Source organism: Pedobacter sp. GR22-6 (assembly GCF_037402555.1).
GTDB lineage: Bacteria > Bacteroidota > Bacteroidia > Sphingobacteriales > Sphingobacteriaceae > Pedobacter.
The window spans coordinates 1,231,087-1,248,058 of sequence record NZ_JBBEUC010000001.1; the positions used below are offsets into that span (position 1 = coordinate 1,231,087).

The following is a 16,972-nucleotide window of genomic DNA, read 5'->3' on the forward strand; positions in this document are numbered from 1 at the left end:
TTGGATTTCTATTTTTCTGGTTTTTTATACGTTTTTCGGCTACGGCATTTTTCTCTATGTACTAGTGAGAATCAAAAGGCTGTTCAATCCTAAAAAGCGCAGACAGTACGGCTTTGCTGAACTGCCCAGTTGTACACTCATCGTCGCAGCTTACAATGAGGCCGATTTCATAGAGGAAAAGATCAGCAATACTTTGTTGCTCAACTACCCGCAAGGAAAACTTGAACTGATTTTTGTGACCGATGGCTCTTCAGATGCCACTCCTGAACTTGTTGCCAAATACCCGCAGATTAAGCTCGTGCATTCCGTGGAAAGAAGAGGTAAGATCTCGGCGGTGCACCGCGCCATGGAACAAGTGAGCTCAGAGCTTGTGGTGTTTACCGATGCCAATACTTTTTTAAACCGCGATGCTTTGGTGTTGATGTGCCGTCATTATGCGGATGAGAAGGTCGGTGCTATTGCAGGGGAGAAAAGGGTAATGATAGAGGAACAGGCTGATGCAACGGCAGGTGAGGGTTTTTATTGGAAGTATGAGTCTAAGTTAAAGGAATGGGATTCTGAATTGTATTCTGTAGTAGGCGCAGCCGGCGAATTATTCAGCGTGCGTCGAAGTTTATATCAGCCCGTGCCGGCAAATAGCGTGTTGGATGATTTCATGATTTCTATGCGTATCGCAGAGCAGGGCTATGTCATTATATATGAACCAGAAGCCTATGCCCAGGAAAGTTCTTCCGCAAATGTAAAAGAGGAGTTGAAGCGAAAAGTGCGCATCGCGGCAGGAGGGATGCAGTCGGTAATCTGGTTGAGCGCCTTGCTCAATCCCTTTAAGTTTCCGGTTTTGTCTTTTCAGTACATTAGCCACAGGGTTTTGCGCTGGACCATAACTCCTTTTCTGATGATATTGGCCCTGCTCCTCAATGTGTTCCTTGTGCTGAGCAACTCGGGAGCTTTATATACTTTGCTGCTACTGGGACAAGTGCTGTTTTATGTTTCCGCCTATCTTGGCAAAGTACTCGAAGCGAAGAAAGTCAGGGTCAAGCTGCTATTTATTCCCTATTATTTTTGCATGATGAATTATGCTGTGCTTGCGGGTCTCCATCGTTTTTTCTTTGGGGAACAAAGTGTCATGTGGGAAAAGGCCCAGCGCAAATAACCTAGCAGACAGCTTCGTCCAGAATTTTTTGCAATGCATGTGCAAAGCGTGCATTGTACTCCTTGTCAAAGATGAAAATATGGTCGGCGTCTATCATATGTACTTGTAAATCCTTTACATAGGGTTTCCAACCTAAATATTTGAAATCACTGATGTAGGTCTGGGCTTTCCGCGCCTTAAACAAATGCATAGTTCCATGGTAGGGCTTTACCTTATAGTTGCTAAGGGCCGTCTGATTGCTAACGATCACATCACTCATCTGTTCGAAATTTTCGGGCAGGTTGTTTTCCAGGCCAATCTCCTGACCCATCATTTTTTTATAGCCTTTTGTAAGGGAAGCTATCTTGTGCAAAACGGTTCGTCTGGGTTCTCTAACCAGCAGGGAAAAGGTGTAAAAGAACTTGGCAATTCGAAATGAAACCTTTCGAAACTTTTTTTGCCATCCTTCATCCAATTGGTTGTTTTTAAGAACGATCGTATCAAAGCAGGCAAATAAACAGACCTTCTTATTCATTTGTTCCAGACGACGCACAATTTCCATTGCTACGAAACCACCGAGAGAATAACCTGCTATGGCGTAGGGGCCTGCAGGATTGTGTTTTAATATTTCATCCAGGTAATATCCGGCCATTTCTTCCATGCTGGTAGCAGGCGGTTTACGCCCGTCCAGACCCCGCGCCTGCAGCCCGTACACAGGCTGCTCCGGATCCAGCTTTTCTGCGAGCTCACGGAATTTAAATACAGTAGAACCCATTCCGTGCACAATGTACAGTGGGGGCTTGCTGCCTTCAGGTTTTATTGGGATGAGTGACTCGTATTGATCCAGCTCGGTTTTTTCCAGGAGTTTGGCGAGCTCAGTGATGGTCGGGTTTTTAAAGAGACTGCCCAGGGGAATGTTTTTACCCGTCTTCTTTTTGATCTGTGAAACGATCATCACCGCAGTCAGTGAATGACCGCCCAGGTCAAAGAAATTGTCATGTATACCCACTTTCGAAAGTCCCAGCTCCTTAACCCAAATGTCCGACAACATCCTTTCATTTTCACTTTCGGCCAGCGTATCTGCACTTGTCTGACTGCCAAACTCAGGTTCCGGCAGTGCATTCCGGTCTACCTTTCCATTGTCGGTCAAAGGTATACGCTCCAGCGAAACAAAATAAGTAGGGATCATATAGGCGGGAAGGGCCGACCTGAGTTGGGCCTTCCACTGATTGATCGTTTTATGGCCGGGTGTGCTATGGTCTGCTGTTACAATATAGGCAACCAAAACCTCGTAGCCTTTTCGGTCAGTCCAGGGTTTAACTACCACTTCACGAAGTTGTGGTTGTTGCAGTAATGTATAATCAATCTCCGCAGTTTCTATTCGGTAACCCCTTATTTTTACCTGGTGATCAATCCTGCCCAGACAGAGGATCTCGCCGTTGGGTAGCAGTTTACCCAGGTCTCCCGTCTTGTAGAGCCTTTGGCTGAGCTGTCCTGGAAGCTCAAACTGAATGAATTTTTGCCTGGTCAATTCTGGTTTTCCGTAATAGGCACGGGCTAGGCCAAGACCACCAATATAGATTTCGCCAATATCTCCGGTTTTCACTTCCTTCTGGTCTTCATTCAGGATGTAAATACTCGTATTGTCTATAGGCTTGCCGATAGTAATCAGCTCGTCGCTTGGTAAGATCTGTTTGCCTGTAGAATAAATGGTGGTCTCTGTCGGGCCGTACATGTTGTAAAGTGCGGTGACACGGGGCAGGATTTTTTCTGCAAGGTCTTTCGGGAGCTGCTCGCCACAGCATAGTGCTTTGATGTCGAGTTTTTCCTGCCATTCGGCAGCAAGCATCATTTTATAAGTAGATGGCGTAGCCTGGAAGAAGGTAATTTCCTTCTTCTGGATGAAATCAATCAGCGCCTCCCCATTCTTGGCTGTTTCCGTATCTGCAAGGTATAGCGTAGCACCCAGGGTGAGCGGCAGGTAAAGTTCAAGTACTGAAATATCGAAGGAAACCGTAGTCACTGAGAGGAGCCTGTCGTCAGCCGTGATGCCGGGAAATTTTTGCATGCTCTGCAGTAGGTTTAGCAGGTTGCCGTGTTCGATCATCACGCCTTTGGGCATTCCTGTAGAACCTGAAGTATAGATGAGGTAAGCAAGATCGGCTTGTCCGGGTGCGGCAAAAGAACCTGTTTCCGGAAAACTGTCAATTTCCGGCCAAATCTCTTCTATGATGAGTTTGGGAACTGGACTTTCTACTTCGGTCTTGTATTTTGCATTGGTAATGAGTAACTGTGCATTGCAATCCCCGAGGATGTATGCAATCCGCTTTCTGGGATAGTCGGGGTCCATGGGGATATAAGCCGCGCCGGATTTCAGGATCGCCAGCATGGTAATGAGCATCTCCGCAGATCGATCTATCAGGATACCTACAATGTCCCCTTTTTTGATTCCGCTTTTTATGAAAAAAGCAGCCAGTTGGTTGCTGATGGTATCTAGTTGTTTGTATGTAAGGATGGTGTCCCTATACACCATTGCCGGTTGTCCGGAATGTAGTTTTACTGCTTGGTCAATCAGTTGAAGTAGGGATGTGATCATTATTTTTGGCATTGTTTAATTCAAAGATTCTAAAACAATGCCAAAAAAATAAGCCGCTGAAAAAGCGGCTTTAGTTTGTAAAAAGCGGCTATACTATTTATTATTTTGATTTGCCGGTTTTTCAGGTGGGGTGGAAACAATTTCCCCAAATTCGTTCACATAAGCCATCATACTCTCCAGGTCACCGCCGGATGAGTTTTGCTGGCGCTCCAATTTACGTTGTTCTTTATCTTCTTTTTTCTTTTGTCTGTTTTTTTCCAGTTGCTTCTTCATGAAGGTTGCCTGAGATTTAGCCATAGAGTCAATGTATTAGTTAAAAAATAGTTCCTGCCACAACGGGGGGCTGGCTGCGGAAAAGGTGTCCCAATCAACAGATCGATTTGGACTTAAAAATATAAATGAGAATAATGTTTGATACCCCGTTTTATGCAAATATACGGATTTTTATCAGAAAACCGAAGAGTTCGGACTTCTTACTTTGAGACTGTAACAGTGAAGGATGCTCTGACGCGTACTTTGACTGCTTTATTCGTTACTTTGCGTGTCCTAATGGTTACTGTACTATTGGCTGCATTCGCGCCTACATAAGGTTTCAATTCCAGTTCTGTATCCGGTGTCATGCTTAGCGCACCACTTACTGATGTAGAGTTGATGATTGCACTTGCAATCAGGAGTGGGCTTGCGGTACTACTACCGACGGCAGGAGTGCCCGGGATGGTGAAGCGGATGCTTTGAAAATTTCCGAAATTGTTAATCACGTCGATGGAGTCCTTATCCTTAGCACCCTTAAAGAGGAATAAACCCAAACTCATTTTAGTGAGCTTGATACTCTTGATATTACTTTCATTAAAATCCGGTAACTGAGCAGAGATTGCCGCACCGGGATTCAGCGGCAATTTAACGTCACTAAGCGTATATGCCGAATCGATTTCAGAAAGGATGGGAATCTCAAAATCTACACTGTCTGTAATGATGGCATCGCGTTGAATATCCTCTGAAACTTTTTTACAGGAAGTATAAGTAAAAGCCAGTAACAGCAGGGGGATATATAGCAGGTGTTTTGTCATGTCGGATAGTCTAGGTATTTGACCTTAGCAAATATTCAAATTAATATCCATATCGTCATCATTGAAATTTCATATTAGCGCTGGTCGTTACGTTTCGAACCAATGCCCGAAAATGAACTGAAAATGGCCAGACTTCTATGAAATTTGGCCATTTTACCTCGTGAAATTATATTTTGTGATATGTTATAATTTGTTGTTAATCAATGTAATTATTTAATTTTACTTCTTTAATTACTTTATTTAAATGTAGTTTGATGTAAGCAGTAACCCGTATAAATGCAATATAAAATTTTGTTTAGCTGTATTCTATTCTGTATTACAGTGTTTTACGGTGGTTATGTAATTAGTGTTCTTGTCTCTTGTAGGCCGCGGAAAAATCTGCCCTCATGCTCTTAAACCGTTCGACTACGGTGGTGATAAATGCTTCATCGAGGATTTGAAAAACTTCGTTAGCCCCTCCTCCTGAGAGGTCGAGCTCCGATAATTTATAGCTTTGCTCAAGGGTTCCCTGTTCAAATTTGATGATGTATTTTTGGTTCATACTGAACAAAGTGATCTTACAATCTGGGTGTGGTAGTTCTGCTATTACTCTCATTTTTTTCTGTTTTCTATTGAGTTCAAAAAAAGCGGCTAACCATATTATTGGCCGCCGCTTTCTTGCTGGTATTTTGTTTATAATTTAATGCCCATTTCTGTCAGTAAGAAATTGGCTTTGTCGATTTTCGCGGCTACCCACAATACATAGCGGATGTCTACGCCAATCGACCTGCTGTAACTTTCGTTCCAGGCATAGTCATTTATTGTGGCGCCATAAGCCCTGTCGAAGTTGACGCCAATCAGTTCACCCGATGCATTCATGATCGGAGAGCCTGAATTGCCGCCGGTAGTGTCCATGTTGTATAAGAATGAAACGGGTACATCATTTAAATCCTTCTTGGCGAATGGACCAAAGTCTTTTGCCTGCCACAATGCTTTGATTTGAGCCGGGTAAGCGAATTCAGGATTATTGGTGTTGCCTTTCTCTAAAATGCCTTTGATCGTGGTGTAAGGCCGCATGTAAGTGGCGTCTGCAGGCCAGTAGCCGCGTACATAGCCATAGGTTAACCTCAGTGTACTGTTGGCATCCGGAATGAAATCCTTCCTCAGGAATTTCTCCTTCACGTTGACGTAGTCTCCCATGAGCTTATTCAGTTGACCTTCTCTGCGCTCTTTTTCAGGCCTCAGTTCCGCCATTTGTTTGGAAATCTCGCTTTCAAAAATCATCAGGCCATCATTATAAGTGCTGATGGATTTCGCTGAACTGATCAGGGTGTTCAATACATAGTCGGCATCTTTCAGTTTACTGATGCCGAAGGTGTTGTCTATATACTGATCGATTACAGTAGTGCTGTTTGATCCCTTGTTGCTGATCTTTTCCACTGCTGCAACCTTTTGAAGGAGGTTAAAATGACTGGCATCTGTCAACATTCTTTTGAAAATCCTCCGGTCGGCATCTATCTCATAGGATTCATAGATGGCTGTTAGGTTTTGCTTCAGTTTTGGCTGGTTTTGCTCGAAAAATGCTTGTTGCTGCGCTGCTGGTATTGCATCATATGCGCTTTTAAAGCTATTGATGTTCTTCGCTATTCCCAGTAGACTGGTGGAGTTGTAAATCTGTGAAAACCAAAGGTCGCGTTGTGCATCGCCATTGATCAGTTTATAGAGTTTGTCGATGTCAGACATCAGGTTGCCGTATTTGGCTTTGATGTCTACATTGTTGTTGATGAATTCCGCGAGTGCAGCGTCTTCCTGCTTTTTTTGACCGATCAGGTCAATTCCCTGCAGTCCCTGTAGCTTGCCTCTGTAATTTTTCATCACGTTTGCATTGCGTTTGATGCGGGTAGCCAGTTTAATTTCTGTGGCTTTATTTTTCTTACCAACGTTTTCCATTGTTGTGTTTTGGAAGTCGTAAAGGTCGGAAGTGTAAGGCAATACAAATTTTTGCTGATATTCAATAAATTGTGCAGGTCTATGACGGAAAGTCCTTCCAGGATAGCCTAGTATGAAAACAAAATCTTCTTCATTTGTACCTTTTGGATTTACCTTCAGGAATTTTTTTGGTGTATAGGGAATGTTTTCTTTAGCATATTTGGCAGGCGAACCATCTGGTGCTACGTATGCCCTCATGAATGAAAAATCTCCGGTATGTCTTGGCCATACCCAGTTGTCGGTCTCTCCGCCATATTCGCCGATCTGGCGATTGGGTACGTAAACCAGGCGCACATCCTGTATGGTTTTGTAGCGAAAGAGTACATAGGTTTTTCCAATGAACATTTCAGAGACTTCGGCTTTAATGCTTGGGTCTTTTTGTTCGGCTTCCAATGCAATATTTTTCATGGCATTGTTGATTAGCTGCAGGCGGGAAGCGGGATCTTCTATTTGTGCTACTGCACCAAGTACCTTATCGGATACATCTTCATAACTATCAGTTATGCGGCATGTTAATCCTTTCGCTTCAATTTCTTGTTCATGTGATTTGGCTACAAATCCATTGGTCAGGTAATCGTGTTCAGGTGTGCTTGCTTGTTGTACTGCACTGAATGCACAGTGGTGGTTGGTGATGATAAGTCCCTCGTTGGAAACAAAAGAGCCGGTACAGCCGCCAACATTTACCAATGCATCTACGAGGCTTGTACCATTGGGGTTATAGATCTCGTTCTGACTGATTTTTAGCCCTGCTTTTTTCAGGTCTACTTTGTGGATTTCGCTCAGCGGAAACATGCCTTCTTCCCAAGGCTTATACCCTGACTGCAGGATACCGACTACAAGGAGCGAAGCGCTGAGTACAGAAGTTATGAGTTTCTTTTTAGTCATTTTAATGAGTTAATAAGTTGATATTGGATATTAAATCCTGCAAATCTAATTAATTTAATCTGAGCCGCTGTCACATTCGTGATATAGCGGTACTTTGCCTGAGTAGCGATTCGTTGGTGCGCTTGAATGATTTAGGAGCGTCTCTTTTCCGTATTTTGACGGACAGAAGACGGACAAAAGACGGAGCGGAGACGGTAAGTGGCTGGAAACGGTCAAAGCGCACAGGTCATGTCGGCTCTTGTTTGAGTCTGCCATTTCTCTGATATCTTTTGTATTTTTGTGCATATCAATAATTATTTATGGCAGAAGATCTGATCATCACAAAGCAAGGCGACAAAGAAGTGAAATATAAAAGTCTGATCCCACAGATTGAGGCCTTAGTTACCGGAGAAGAAGATTTGGTTGCTAACCTGGCTAATATTGCAGCGGCTTTAAAAGAGCAGTTCGGCTGGTTCTGGATAGGGTTTTACCTCGTCAAAGGAGATGAGCTTGTGTTAGGGCCTTTCCAGGGGCCTGTAGCTTGTACTCGAATTAGGAAGGGTAAAGGCGTATGCGGTGCTTCCTGGGAGCGCAATGAGGTTTTGATTGTTCCGGATGTAGATGAATTCCCTGGTCATATCGCTTGTGCATCCGCTTCAAGATCGGAAATCGTGCTGCCTGTTTATCGGGGGGAAGTAATTATCGGAGTGCTGGATGTGGATAGTGAATATCTGGCTCATTTTGATGAAGTTGATGAGGTTTATCTGAAGGAGATTATTAGTTTGATCAATGTCTAAGCTGCCCTTCTCATTTTATCAGGACCAGAATGTAAACAGCTTGGCAATAGCCCTACTGGGCAAGCTTTTGTTTACGCGGATTGATGGTGAGCTGACTGGCGGAATTATTGTAGAGACCGAGGCTTATAAAGGAGTGGAAGATAAGGCATCGCATGCACATGGAGGACGATTTACAGACCGTACCAAAATCATGTATGAGGCTGGCGGAACTTCCTATGTGTATCTCTGTTATGGAATCCACCATTTGTTCAACGTAGTTACGGCGCCTCAGGGTACGCCGCACGCGGTACTCGTTCGTGGCCTCGAGCCTCTGGAGGGATTGGACATCATGCTGCGGAGGAGGAATATGGCTGTGTTAAAGCCGAATCTGACTGCCGGACCCGGTGCTCTGGCGAAGGCGATGGGGATAGACCGAAATCTGAATGCAAAAGACTTGCTCGGAGACGAGATCTGGATAGAAGAGCGGGGTTTGATGTTGCCAAACGCTGATATTGTTGCAGTGCCCAGAGTAGGGGTCGACTATGCCGGAGATCATGCTTTACTACCCTGGAGGTACTACGTTAAGGGCAATAAATTTGTCAGCAAGCCGAACAGTTAAATTTCATTTGTTCAGCCGTTGTGGATAACAAATCGGGCTTTGAAAACTATTTCTCGGCCTTTTTTTTTAAGTTTGAAGCGAAGATTTTTGATTAGGCAATATGATTAACTACAATCCCAAAGACTGGATCACCTTTATATTTCATATACATAAAGCCGATACGATTCGTATCCTTTGGCCTTTGATGCTCAGTGTGGCTGCGTTTTCGGGTTGTATTGCTTATTTGGAGTTGAATTACCTGAAGTTGGCAGAAACGACCTATGTAAAAAATATTGGTATGATGCACAATCTTCTGGGTTTTGTAATATCCATGCTGCTCGTATTCCGTACCAATACCTCATATGACCGCTGGTGGGAAGGCCGCAGGTTAATCGGTGCCCTGACCAATGTGAGCCGCAACCTGGCCATTAAAATCAAAGCCTTAAAATTAAGTGCAGCGCATCTGGAGTTTTTTGACTATGCCATTCCGAAATATGCATTTGCACTGAAAGAGCATCTGCGGGAAAAGCAGTATTTTGGAAAGAATAGTTTATTGATAGAGGTGGATGCTGGGAAACACATTCCAAATCAGGTGGCAGCCAGTATGGCCTCCCGGATTTTTGAAATGCAGGCCAAAGGCGAGATCAGCCAGGAGCAATTGATTATACTTAATGGAGATGTTCAGCAATTTACTGATATCTGTGGTGGCTGTGAGCGGATTAAACGTACACCAATTCCATATTCCTATAGTGCTTTCATTAAGAAGTTTATTTTTATTTACGTGATCACACTGCCATTTGGCTGGGTGTTCAGTCTCGGGTATTTTGTAGTACCGATAGTGCCTTTTATCTTGTATGTGCTGGCCAGTTTGGAGCTCATCGCAGAGGAGATCGAAGATCCTTTTGGCTTTGATGCCAATGACCTTCCGGTAGATGACATCTGCAACAATATTGAGAAGCATGTTGGGGAGATCCTAAGGTAGTATGGTCAAAATTGCCTGGCACCCTTTGTACGCACATCCTTTGCCTGAAGGACACCGTTTTCCGATGCTCAAGTATGAGTTGATCCCGGAGCAGTTACTACATGAGGGTGTGATTCAGGCCGACCAGCTCTTCGCTGCGGAACCAGTGGAGGAAGAAGTGGTTCTTTGGTCGCATGCAGCAAACTACTGGGAGCAGTTGAAAACGTTGACTTTGCCGGAGCGTGAACAGCGGCGAATCGGTTTTCCACTTACCGAACAATTGCTAGATCGGGAACTGCGGATTACGCAGGGAACCATTGATGGGGCGCTGAGCGCTTTGGATACAGGATTGGCCTTTAATGTAGCTGGTGGGACGCATCATGCGGGTAGTAACTGGGGAGAGGGATTTTGTCTGTTGAATGATCAGGCTGTTGCCACTAACTATTTGTTGAGAAAAGGATTAGCTAGTCGCATATTAATTATAGATTTAGATGTACATCAGGGTAATGGGACGGCAGAGCTTCTGTACAAAGAACCACGGGCCTTCACCTTTTCTATGCATGGAGAGAAGAATTTTCCATTCAGAAAGGAGCAGAGCGATCTGGATTTGGGATTGGAAGATGAAACCGAAGACGACTTGTTCTTAAGTAAACTAAAGGGTGTTTTGCCAGGGTTGCTGGGACACCGTCCTGATTTTGTTTTTTATCTGTCGGGTGTGGATGTGCTGAAAAGCGATAAATTGGGTAAGCTGGCCCTAACGAAGGCGGGATGCCGGGAGCGGGATGAGCTGGTGTTTCAATTTTGTAAGCGCAATGGTTTGCCGGTGCAGGTGAGTATGGGTGGCGGGTATTCACCCGAAATCAGGGATATTGTAGATGCACATTGCAACACCTTTAAAGTTGGTTTAGATATTTTAGGATAATATATGAAGATCGTAATTGCAGAAAAGCCCTCTGTGGGTCGTGAGTTGGCTAAAGTCTTCGGTGCTACAACAAAAAAAGACGGGTATATAGAAGGCAAGGGCTATTCCTTTACCTGGGCTTTTGGACATCTGCTTCAATTGGCCCCGCCCCAGGAATATGGTTATATCGGTTGGAGAAGGCAACATCTGCCGATGCTGCCGCCAAAGTTTAAACTGGGCATCCGGAAGATCAAGACCAAGGATGGCATGGTCGAAGATCCGGGGGTACGCAAGCAGTTGGACATCATCAAAAAATTATTTGACGAGGCTACCGAGATTATAGTAGCGACGGATGCCGGGCGCGAAGGTGAACTCATCTTCCGCTACATCTATTACTTTTTAAAATGTAAAAAGCCTTTTAAGCGGCTCTGGATCTCTTCGCAAACTGATGAGGCCATTAAGGAGGGCTTCCGCAATCTGAAGCCGGGAACGGATTACGATACCTTGTTTAATTCGGCACATTGCAGATCGGAATCTGACTGGCTGGTGGGTATGAATGCCACCCAGGCGCTGAGCATTTCTGCAGGCAATCGTTCTGTACTTTCTCTTGGCAGGGTGCAGACGCCTACATTGGCAATGATCTGCGCGAGGTACCTGGAGATTAAGAATTTTGTACCCCGGATCTATTATCAACTGGCCATTCAACTGGATAAAGATGGGCAACTGTTCAGGGCCATGTCGGTCAGCAGTTACGACAAGAAAGAAGAAGCAGAGCTTGACTTTGCAAAGATCGGCGATCTGGAGTCCGGTGTGGCACTTGGCGCAAAGGTACTGTCTGTAGAAGCAAAGCCCAGGAAAGAACCGCCGCCGCTCCTGCATGACCTGAGCAGTTTGCAGCAGGAGGCCAATAAGCGAAAAGGACTCACAGCAGAACAGACTCTGAATATCCTGCAGAACCTGTACGAGACTAAATTGGTAACTTACCCGCGTACGGGCAGCCGGTATATCGGAGATGATGTTTTCGCCGGTGTTCCGGGGCTGATTGAAAAACTAAAGGTTCATGCCGACTTTGGCAAGCAGGCAGAGGTACTGAGCACCGCTAAGCTCAGCAAGCGGAGTGTAAATGCCAAAAAAGTAACAGATCACCATGCGATTTTGCCTACAGGTGAGTCGCCGCATCAGTTGACAGGCCATCACCAGGCCATATACGATATGGTGGCAGGCCGTATGTTGGAAGCCTTCCATCAAGACTGTATCAAAGAGATCACTAAAATCACGCTGGAAGCCGGAACGGTGTTTCAGGCCAACGGAACGGTAATCCATACGCCGGGCTGGCGTTCAGTATTCAATGATACTGAAGATGAGAAAAAGGATGAAGAAAATCCTTCACTCCCTAAACTCAAGGCTGAGGAACTCTTGCCTATTCCTAAGAAAGCCCTGCTGGAAAAACAGACCAAACCCAAGGCAATGTACAACGAAGCTTCTTTGTTGAAAGCCCTTGAAACCTGTGGTAAGGACATTGAAGATGAGGAATTGCGTGATGCGATGAAAGAAGGTGGCTTAGGTACCCCGGCTACACGTGCGGCGATGATAGAGACATTGCTAAACAGGGAATACATCATCCGTGAAAAAAGAAATCTGGTGCCTACTCCGAAGGGATTGGCAGTTTACGATGTGGTGAAAGACCAGAAGATTGCCCAGGCAGAGCTGACTGGGCAATGGGAGAAGCGTCTGGAGGAAATCCGTAGCGGGGCATCTGTAAAGGAGTTTAAGGAAGAAATTATAGAATACACGCGCAACATCACTAATGAATTGCTCCAGGCCGGGCATGGACTGGTGAGTAAACTGGCACCGGTAGATAAAAAGGAGGATGCGATAATTAAAACTAAAATAGAGGCCTAGACGTTTTAGGGATATAACAACAACGCCATGAAAACAGATCTTATAGAAATATTCCAAACCATAAGGGCAGTAATGCAACCTTATACTGTACAGGGGTTCATCAACAGGGAGAATAGTGAAACCTTGTATGACCTTTGGAGTGAAAGGCACGTACTGGTAGAAGGGAAGGAGCGGACAGAAATATGTTTTGCTTCTTTGGAAATCGGTAAAGACCAGGTTTTACTGGATTTTATGCCCGTGTCAGGAGATGAAGAAATTGGGGAGGTATTTGATCCGGCGCTGTTGGATTTACGGAAGGGTGATTCTTCTTTTCACATTAAAGAACTGGATGAAAAACTGCTGCTGCATATCGAAAATGCACTGGCCAATGGCTTCAGGATATATAAAGAAAAAGCTTGGGTATAAAAGTGTCATGGCAACAGGATTTTGTTGCTGTTTTTTCTGCATTGGGATTCGAACTGGAAGCAGTAGCTTCAGCGGATTTTACATTGTTTTCTTTTAAAGGATACCCGCTGCTTGTCAATCTGATTGCACTGGATGCTCCGCCAGCAGCAGGAACACTAATTGTTTTGCAGGAAAGGTATGACTGGGAAGGTTTGTATTGTGTACAGCTTTGGGAAGACATCTGGTTACAAAGGAGCGCCCAGGTAGTCGGTCGCATTTCCTCTATTCTGGGGAAGAATCAGCGCATCCATGCCAGGAAGACAAAGTTAATAAGCCTTAGTCAGGACGAAGCGGATTTATTTCTGAATGTAAATCATTTACAAGGATCAGTCAAAGCCAGGTATAAGTATGCTTTGACTGAAAATGGACAACTGGTAGCTGTGGCTACGTTTAGCAACCTGAGGTTGATGCGGGAGCGTGCTGAAGGACACCGTTCCGCTGAACTCATCCGATTTGCCGCGCTGAGCGGATATACGGTGGTTGGAGGTTTTACTAAGATATTGCAGCATTTTATTTCGTTGCACCACCCTGATGATATCATGAGTTATGCCGACAGGGACTGGTCGCTGGGCCATGCTTATGTGCATTCCGGATTTAAGTTTGTGGAAACAACTCCTCCACTGGAGATCTGGCTGGACCAGCGCACAATGCAGCGACATTTCCCGCACCGGCTTTCTGTTGAAGACAAAGCGCAGGGAAATTATACCATGATCCACAATACCGGAAATCTCAAATACCGCTTATATTTGCCGCATGTCTGATCAGCCACTTTTTGTATTGCTGGGGCCAACAGCTTCAGGTAAGACCCGACTGGCGGTTAGGTTGGCCGATGCTTTAGGCGGGGAAATCATTTCGGCCGACAGCCGGCAGGTTTTTAAAGGAATGGACATCGGGACGGGTAAGGATCTTCAGGAGTATACATTTGGGGGATTACAGATTCCACATCACCTGATCGATATCCGTGAAGCCGGTACCCTTTATAATGTGCATGAATTCAAGGAAGATTTTTACAAGGTGTTTTCGGAGGTGCTGGAACGGGGTGCCTTGCCGATACTTTGCGGAGGTACCGGAATGTATGTGCATAGCATTTTGCAGAACCATGCATATACAGCTATTCCGGTTGATGCAACTTTCAGGGCGAAGCTATTGCCACTCCAGGTAGAAGAACTCCGGGCAAAGCTTGCGGAATATCCGGCTGAATTCGTGCAGCATGCCGACCAGTCTTCCCATAAGCGGATGATCCGGGCGCTGGAGATCGCGGCCTATTTAAGTACACATGAATTTGTGGCTCCTGACAGGCCAGTTGTAAAAGCATTTGTAGCCGGTCTCAGGTCGGAAATTCCGCTTCGTAGGGATAAAGTAATCGAAAGATTAGAACGCCGCTTTGAAGAAGGAATGATCGGGGAGGTGCAGGCTTTACTGTCTGTGGGGATCGATCCGAAGATCCTGGAATTTTACGGACTGGAATACAAACTCATCACATCCCATCTGTCGGGAGCACTGAGTTTTTCCGAATTAAAAGAAAAATTGGCGATTGCGATTTGTCAATTTGCGAAAAGGCAAATGACTTTTTTCAGGAAGATGGAAAAAGATGGGGTGCAAATTCACTGGTTTGACGCGGGCTTGACTGTAGAACAGCAGCTCGGACAAGTGATTGATTCTTACAGTAGTTACCTTCATACTCAGAGTTAATCCCCCTAACTTTCAGGAACCCCATTGTGTTGTAACTGTTAAATTATGTAGTCTATTTTGCAAGTTGGTATGAAGTTTGTATTTCCCTGCTCGACATTGTTGTCAATTATTTAATTTAAAAAGCGATCAATATTATGAAAACATCTATCAAAATCATGGCTTCGGCAGTAGCTGCAGTTGCTTTGTTCTTTACAACAAATGTTAACGCTCAATCAGCTGATTCTAAAGCCCTGCGTTTAGGCGTTGGAGTAAGTGCAGGAATCCCGACAAACGATGCTTATGGCTTCGCAATTGGTGGAGATTTGCGCTTACAAAAAGATTTCAGTTCAAACGTATCAGGATTACTTTCAGCTGGTTATAATAATTTTTCAAGAAAAGATTCTTATGGCGGCGGCAGTTATGGAATGATTCCTGTGAAAGCAGGTGCTAAAATCTTCTTTGCGGAAAGTGCTTATTTCTCAGGTGAACTGGGAGCGGGATTTGGTACAGAGTCAGGATCTAAAACAGCTTTCTTATGGGCTCCTGGTATAGGTTACGGATTTGACAGTGGTCTGGATCTCGGACTTCGTTATGAAGGTGCTGAAGTGAGCGGAGCGTCTTTAGGTCAAGTTGCCCTGCGCATCGCTTACGGTTTTAAACTGTAACGATTATAAATAAAAAAATTAATTAAAAAACCCTGTCATCCTCAAAACTTGGCAGGGTTTTTATTCGTAGGTTCATAAAAATACAATAAATTAAACACACAATCTTAAGATTACAATTATGAAAACAATTACTAAATTATTTGCAGCTGCAGCAGTTCTGGTTACATTTGCAACTACTGGTGTTCAGGCACAGGAAAGAGCAACCGGAGTTCGTTTAGGAATAGGAGTAAGTGGAGGAGTGGCAGATCATGGTTCTCCTTTTGAATATGGCTTGGGTGCAGATCTTCGTTTCCAGTTTGACCTTTCTAAGGAATTGTCATTGACAGCGAGTGGTGGTTATACCAGGTTGATGGGCAAAGATAATGTAGCGGATTATGATTTCATTCCTGCCAAAGGTGGTATCAAAATCTTCCCTCAGATCGGTGGCACTTATTTATTAGGTGAAGCAGGTGCTGGTTTCGGTATCAAAGACGGTTCTAAAACTTCTTTGATCTGGTCAGGAGGTTTAGGTTATGCCTGGAACAATGGTTTGGATATCAGTGCAAGATATGAAGGTTACAAGCAAGATGCGACTTCAACCACTTACCAGCCTTATAATGGTCAGTTCGCGTTGCGTCTGGCTTATGGTTTCAAATTATAATACTGTAACTGCTTATATTATAGGAAGGCCCCCGAAAAAATCGGGGGCCTTCTTTTTTATTTAAAATTAAAATGGTATTTTAACCAAAAAACTGAGAATAGCCCGAATTGGGCACTGATTTTAAAAGCTTACAACATAATTATTCAAAAAACCAAATAGAAACTATGAAAAGATATATTGCCGCGGGGGTAATACTAATTGCTTTCTCTTGTACGAATGCTGAAAAGACGAGCAAGGTGGCTTCGGACAGCACGGTTGCTGTCGCTCAGGAATCTGCTACTGCTGAAATCGAATTGAAGGACACAAAGGTACAAAGTATCTATGACGGATATATTCTATTGAAGAACGCCCTGGTAGCTACTGAATTTGAAGCTGCTAAAACAGCGGCAGCTACATTGAAGATCAGTTTGGAAGGTTATAAAGGTTGTGAGAATACTGCATTACTGGCAGGGAAAATAGCCGGGGCGAAAGACATTGCAGCGCAAAGGAAAGAGTTTACATCACTGAGTTCGGATGTAATTGCTTTATTTAAGCATGCTGATCTAAAAAAAGGCGCTATCTATGTACAACGCTGCCCTATGGCCAATGACGGTGATGGTGGAGAGTGGTTGGCATCAGAAAAGAAAATCCAAAATCCTTATTATGGGGATGAAATGATGGAATGTGGGGCTGTGATTGACGAAATTAAAACAGCAGCTCAATAAACCGTATTCTTACGGGAATTTGACCCACAATTAATAATAATTTAACAGCTTTGTTATAGTTGATTAAATGCTAATCCAAGATG

At 44.3% G+C, this 16,972-nt stretch carries 17 protein-coding genes; 12 read left to right on the forward strand and 5 right to left on the reverse strand.

Features of this window, described 5'->3' with window-relative positions:
- Positions 1 to 64: 64 nt before the first annotated feature.
- The gene (locus tag WAE59_RS05665) at positions 65 to 1,153 is read left to right on the forward strand and encodes a glycosyltransferase family 2 protein (protein WP_337854963.1); all 1,089 of its coding nucleotides are present in this window, start codon (positions 65 to 67) and stop codon (positions 1,151 to 1,153) included.
- A gap of 1 nt (position 1,154) precedes the next feature.
- Here WAE59_RS05665 and WAE59_RS05670 read toward each other — a convergent pair whose 3' ends face one another.
- The 5 genes from WAE59_RS05670 to WAE59_RS05690 all read right to left on the reverse strand — a co-directional run bounded on the left by WAE59_RS05670 (position 1,155) and on the right by WAE59_RS05690 (position 7,648).
- On the reverse strand, positions 1,155 to 3,728 hold the full coding sequence (locus tag WAE59_RS05670) for a non-ribosomal peptide synthetase (RefSeq protein ID WP_337854964.1): 2,574 nt from the start codon (positions 3,726 to 3,728) through the stop codon (positions 1,155 to 1,157).
- A gap of 93 nt (positions 3,729 to 3,821) precedes the next feature.
- Positions 3,822 to 4,025, reverse strand: a complete 204-nt coding sequence (locus WAE59_RS05675) for a hypothetical protein (protein ID WP_337854965.1) — start codon at positions 4,023 to 4,025, stop codon at positions 3,822 to 3,824.
- Positions 4,026 to 4,201: 176 nt separating this feature from the next.
- Positions 4,202 to 4,795 carry a hypothetical protein gene (locus WAE59_RS05680; protein ID WP_337854966.1) on the reverse strand — a complete coding sequence of 198 codons (594 nt, stop codon included), beginning with the start codon at positions 4,793 to 4,795 and terminating at the stop codon, positions 4,202 to 4,204.
- A gap of 343 nt (positions 4,796 to 5,138) precedes the next feature.
- Positions 5,139 to 5,390 carry a hypothetical protein gene (locus tag WAE59_RS05685; protein ID WP_337854967.1) on the reverse strand — a complete coding sequence of 84 codons (252 nt, stop codon included), beginning with the start codon at positions 5,388 to 5,390 and terminating at the stop codon, positions 5,139 to 5,141.
- Positions 5,391 to 5,467: 77 nt separating this feature from the next.
- Positions 5,468 to 7,648 carry a S46 family peptidase gene (locus tag WAE59_RS05690; protein WP_337854968.1) on the reverse strand — a complete coding sequence of 727 codons (2,181 nt, stop codon included), beginning with the start codon at positions 7,646 to 7,648 and terminating at the stop codon, positions 5,468 to 5,470.
- A 299-nt stretch (positions 7,649 to 7,947) separates the two neighbouring features.
- On the opposite strand from WAE59_RS05690, the gene WAE59_RS05695 reads away from it, so the two are divergent.
- The 11 genes from WAE59_RS05695 (at position 7,948) to WAE59_RS05745 (ending at position 16,889) form a co-directional block, all read left to right on the forward strand.
- Positions 7,948 to 8,424: a GAF domain-containing protein gene (locus WAE59_RS05695; RefSeq protein WP_337854969.1), complete on the forward strand. Its 477-nt coding sequence runs from the start codon at positions 7,948 to 7,950 to the stop codon at positions 8,422 to 8,424.
- Positions 8,417 to 9,022, forward strand: a complete 606-nt coding sequence (locus WAE59_RS05700; RefSeq protein WP_337854970.1) for a DNA-3-methyladenine glycosylase — start codon at positions 8,417 to 8,419, stop codon at positions 9,020 to 9,022. The genes WAE59_RS05695 and WAE59_RS05700 overlap by 8 nt, the downstream gene beginning before the upstream one ends.
- Before the next feature lie 100 nt (positions 9,023 to 9,122).
- Positions 9,123 to 9,983 carry a bestrophin family protein gene (locus WAE59_RS05705; protein ID WP_337854971.1) on the forward strand — a complete coding sequence of 287 codons (861 nt, stop codon included), beginning with the start codon at positions 9,123 to 9,125 and terminating at the stop codon, positions 9,981 to 9,983.
- Position 9,984: 1 nt separating this feature from the next.
- Positions 9,985 to 10,884 carry a histone deacetylase family protein gene (locus tag WAE59_RS05710; RefSeq protein WP_337854972.1) on the forward strand — a complete coding sequence of 300 codons (900 nt, stop codon included), beginning with the start codon at positions 9,985 to 9,987 and terminating at the stop codon, positions 10,882 to 10,884.
- 3 nt (positions 10,885 to 10,887) lie between these two features.
- Entirely contained in the window at positions 10,888 to 12,765 is a 1,878-nt protein-coding gene (gene topB, locus WAE59_RS05715; RefSeq protein WP_337854973.1) for a DNA topoisomerase III, read from the forward strand.
- Between the two features lie 27 nt (positions 12,766 to 12,792).
- Positions 12,793 to 13,170 carry a hypothetical protein gene (locus tag WAE59_RS05720; RefSeq protein ID WP_337854974.1) on the forward strand — a complete coding sequence of 126 codons (378 nt, stop codon included), beginning with the start codon at positions 12,793 to 12,795 and terminating at the stop codon, positions 13,168 to 13,170.
- Positions 13,161 to 13,970 (forward strand): hypothetical protein, encoded by an 810-nt coding sequence (locus tag WAE59_RS05725; protein WP_337854975.1) that lies wholly within the window; start codon positions 13,161 to 13,163, stop codon positions 13,968 to 13,970. The genes WAE59_RS05720 and WAE59_RS05725 overlap by 10 nt, the downstream gene beginning before the upstream one ends.
- A complete protein-coding gene (miaA, locus tag WAE59_RS05730; RefSeq protein ID WP_337854976.1) occupies positions 13,963 to 14,901 on the forward strand; it encodes a tRNA (adenosine(37)-N6)-dimethylallyltransferase MiaA in 939 nt (312 codons plus the stop codon). Before WAE59_RS05725 ends, miaA begins: the two co-directional genes overlap by 8 nt.
- 134 nt (positions 14,902 to 15,035) lie before the next feature.
- A complete protein-coding gene (locus WAE59_RS05735) occupies positions 15,036 to 15,545 on the forward strand; it encodes a hypothetical protein (protein WP_337854977.1) in 510 nt (169 codons plus the stop codon).
- A 118-nt stretch (positions 15,546 to 15,663) separates the two neighbouring features.
- Positions 15,664 to 16,185 (forward strand): hypothetical protein, encoded by a 522-nt coding sequence (locus WAE59_RS05740; RefSeq protein ID WP_337854978.1) that lies wholly within the window; start codon positions 15,664 to 15,666, stop codon positions 16,183 to 16,185.
- A 164-nt stretch (positions 16,186 to 16,349) separates the two neighbouring features.
- On the forward strand, positions 16,350 to 16,889 hold the full coding sequence (locus WAE59_RS05745; RefSeq protein WP_337854979.1) for a DUF3347 domain-containing protein: 540 nt from the start codon (positions 16,350 to 16,352) through the stop codon (positions 16,887 to 16,889).
- The last annotated feature ends 83 nt before the right edge of the window (positions 16,890 to 16,972 follow it).

What these genes read in the sequence shown, in the direction of transcription:
- WAE59_RS05670 (WP_337854964.1), bottom strand. Translation starts at nt 3,728, where the DNA reads ATGATCACATCCCTACTTCAACTGATTGACCAAGCAGTAAAACTACAT.
- WAE59_RS05675 (WP_337854965.1), bottom strand. Translation starts at nt 4,025, where the DNA reads ATGGCTAAATCTCAGGCAACCTTCATGAAGAAGCAACTGGAAAAAAAC.
- WAE59_RS05680 (WP_337854966.1), bottom strand. Translation starts at nt 4,795, where the DNA reads ATGACAAAACACCTGCTATATATCCCCCTGCTGTTACTGGCTTTTACT.
- WAE59_RS05685 (WP_337854967.1), bottom strand. Translation starts at nt 5,390, where the DNA reads ATGAGAGTAATAGCAGAACTACCACACCCAGATTGTAAGATCACTTTG.
- WAE59_RS05690 (WP_337854968.1), bottom strand. Translation starts at nt 7,648, where the DNA reads ATGACTAAAAAGAAACTCATAACTTCTGTACTCAGCGCTTCGCTCCTT.
- WAE59_RS05695 (WP_337854969.1), top strand. Translation starts at nt 7,948, where the DNA reads ATGGCAGAAGATCTGATCATCACAAAGCAAGGCGACAAAGAAGTGAAA.
- WAE59_RS05700 (WP_337854970.1), top strand. Translation starts at nt 8,417, where the DNA reads ATGTCTAAGCTGCCCTTCTCATTTTATCAGGACCAGAATGTAAACAGC.
- WAE59_RS05705 (WP_337854971.1), top strand. Translation starts at nt 9,123, where the DNA reads ATGATTAACTACAATCCCAAAGACTGGATCACCTTTATATTTCATATA.
- WAE59_RS05710 (WP_337854972.1), top strand. Translation starts at nt 9,985, where the DNA reads ATGGTCAAAATTGCCTGGCACCCTTTGTACGCACATCCTTTGCCTGAA.
- topB (WP_337854973.1), top strand. Translation starts at nt 10,888, where the DNA reads ATGAAGATCGTAATTGCAGAAAAGCCCTCTGTGGGTCGTGAGTTGGCT.
- WAE59_RS05720 (WP_337854974.1), top strand. Translation starts at nt 12,793, where the DNA reads ATGAAAACAGATCTTATAGAAATATTCCAAACCATAAGGGCAGTAATG.
- miaA (WP_337854976.1), top strand. Translation starts at nt 13,963, where the DNA reads ATGTCTGATCAGCCACTTTTTGTATTGCTGGGGCCAACAGCTTCAGGT.
- WAE59_RS05735 (WP_337854977.1), top strand. Translation starts at nt 15,036, where the DNA reads ATGAAAACATCTATCAAAATCATGGCTTCGGCAGTAGCTGCAGTTGCT.
- WAE59_RS05740 (WP_337854978.1), top strand. Translation starts at nt 15,664, where the DNA reads ATGAAAACAATTACTAAATTATTTGCAGCTGCAGCAGTTCTGGTTACA.
- WAE59_RS05745 (WP_337854979.1), top strand. Translation starts at nt 16,350, where the DNA reads ATGAAAAGATATATTGCCGCGGGGGTAATACTAATTGCTTTCTCTTGT.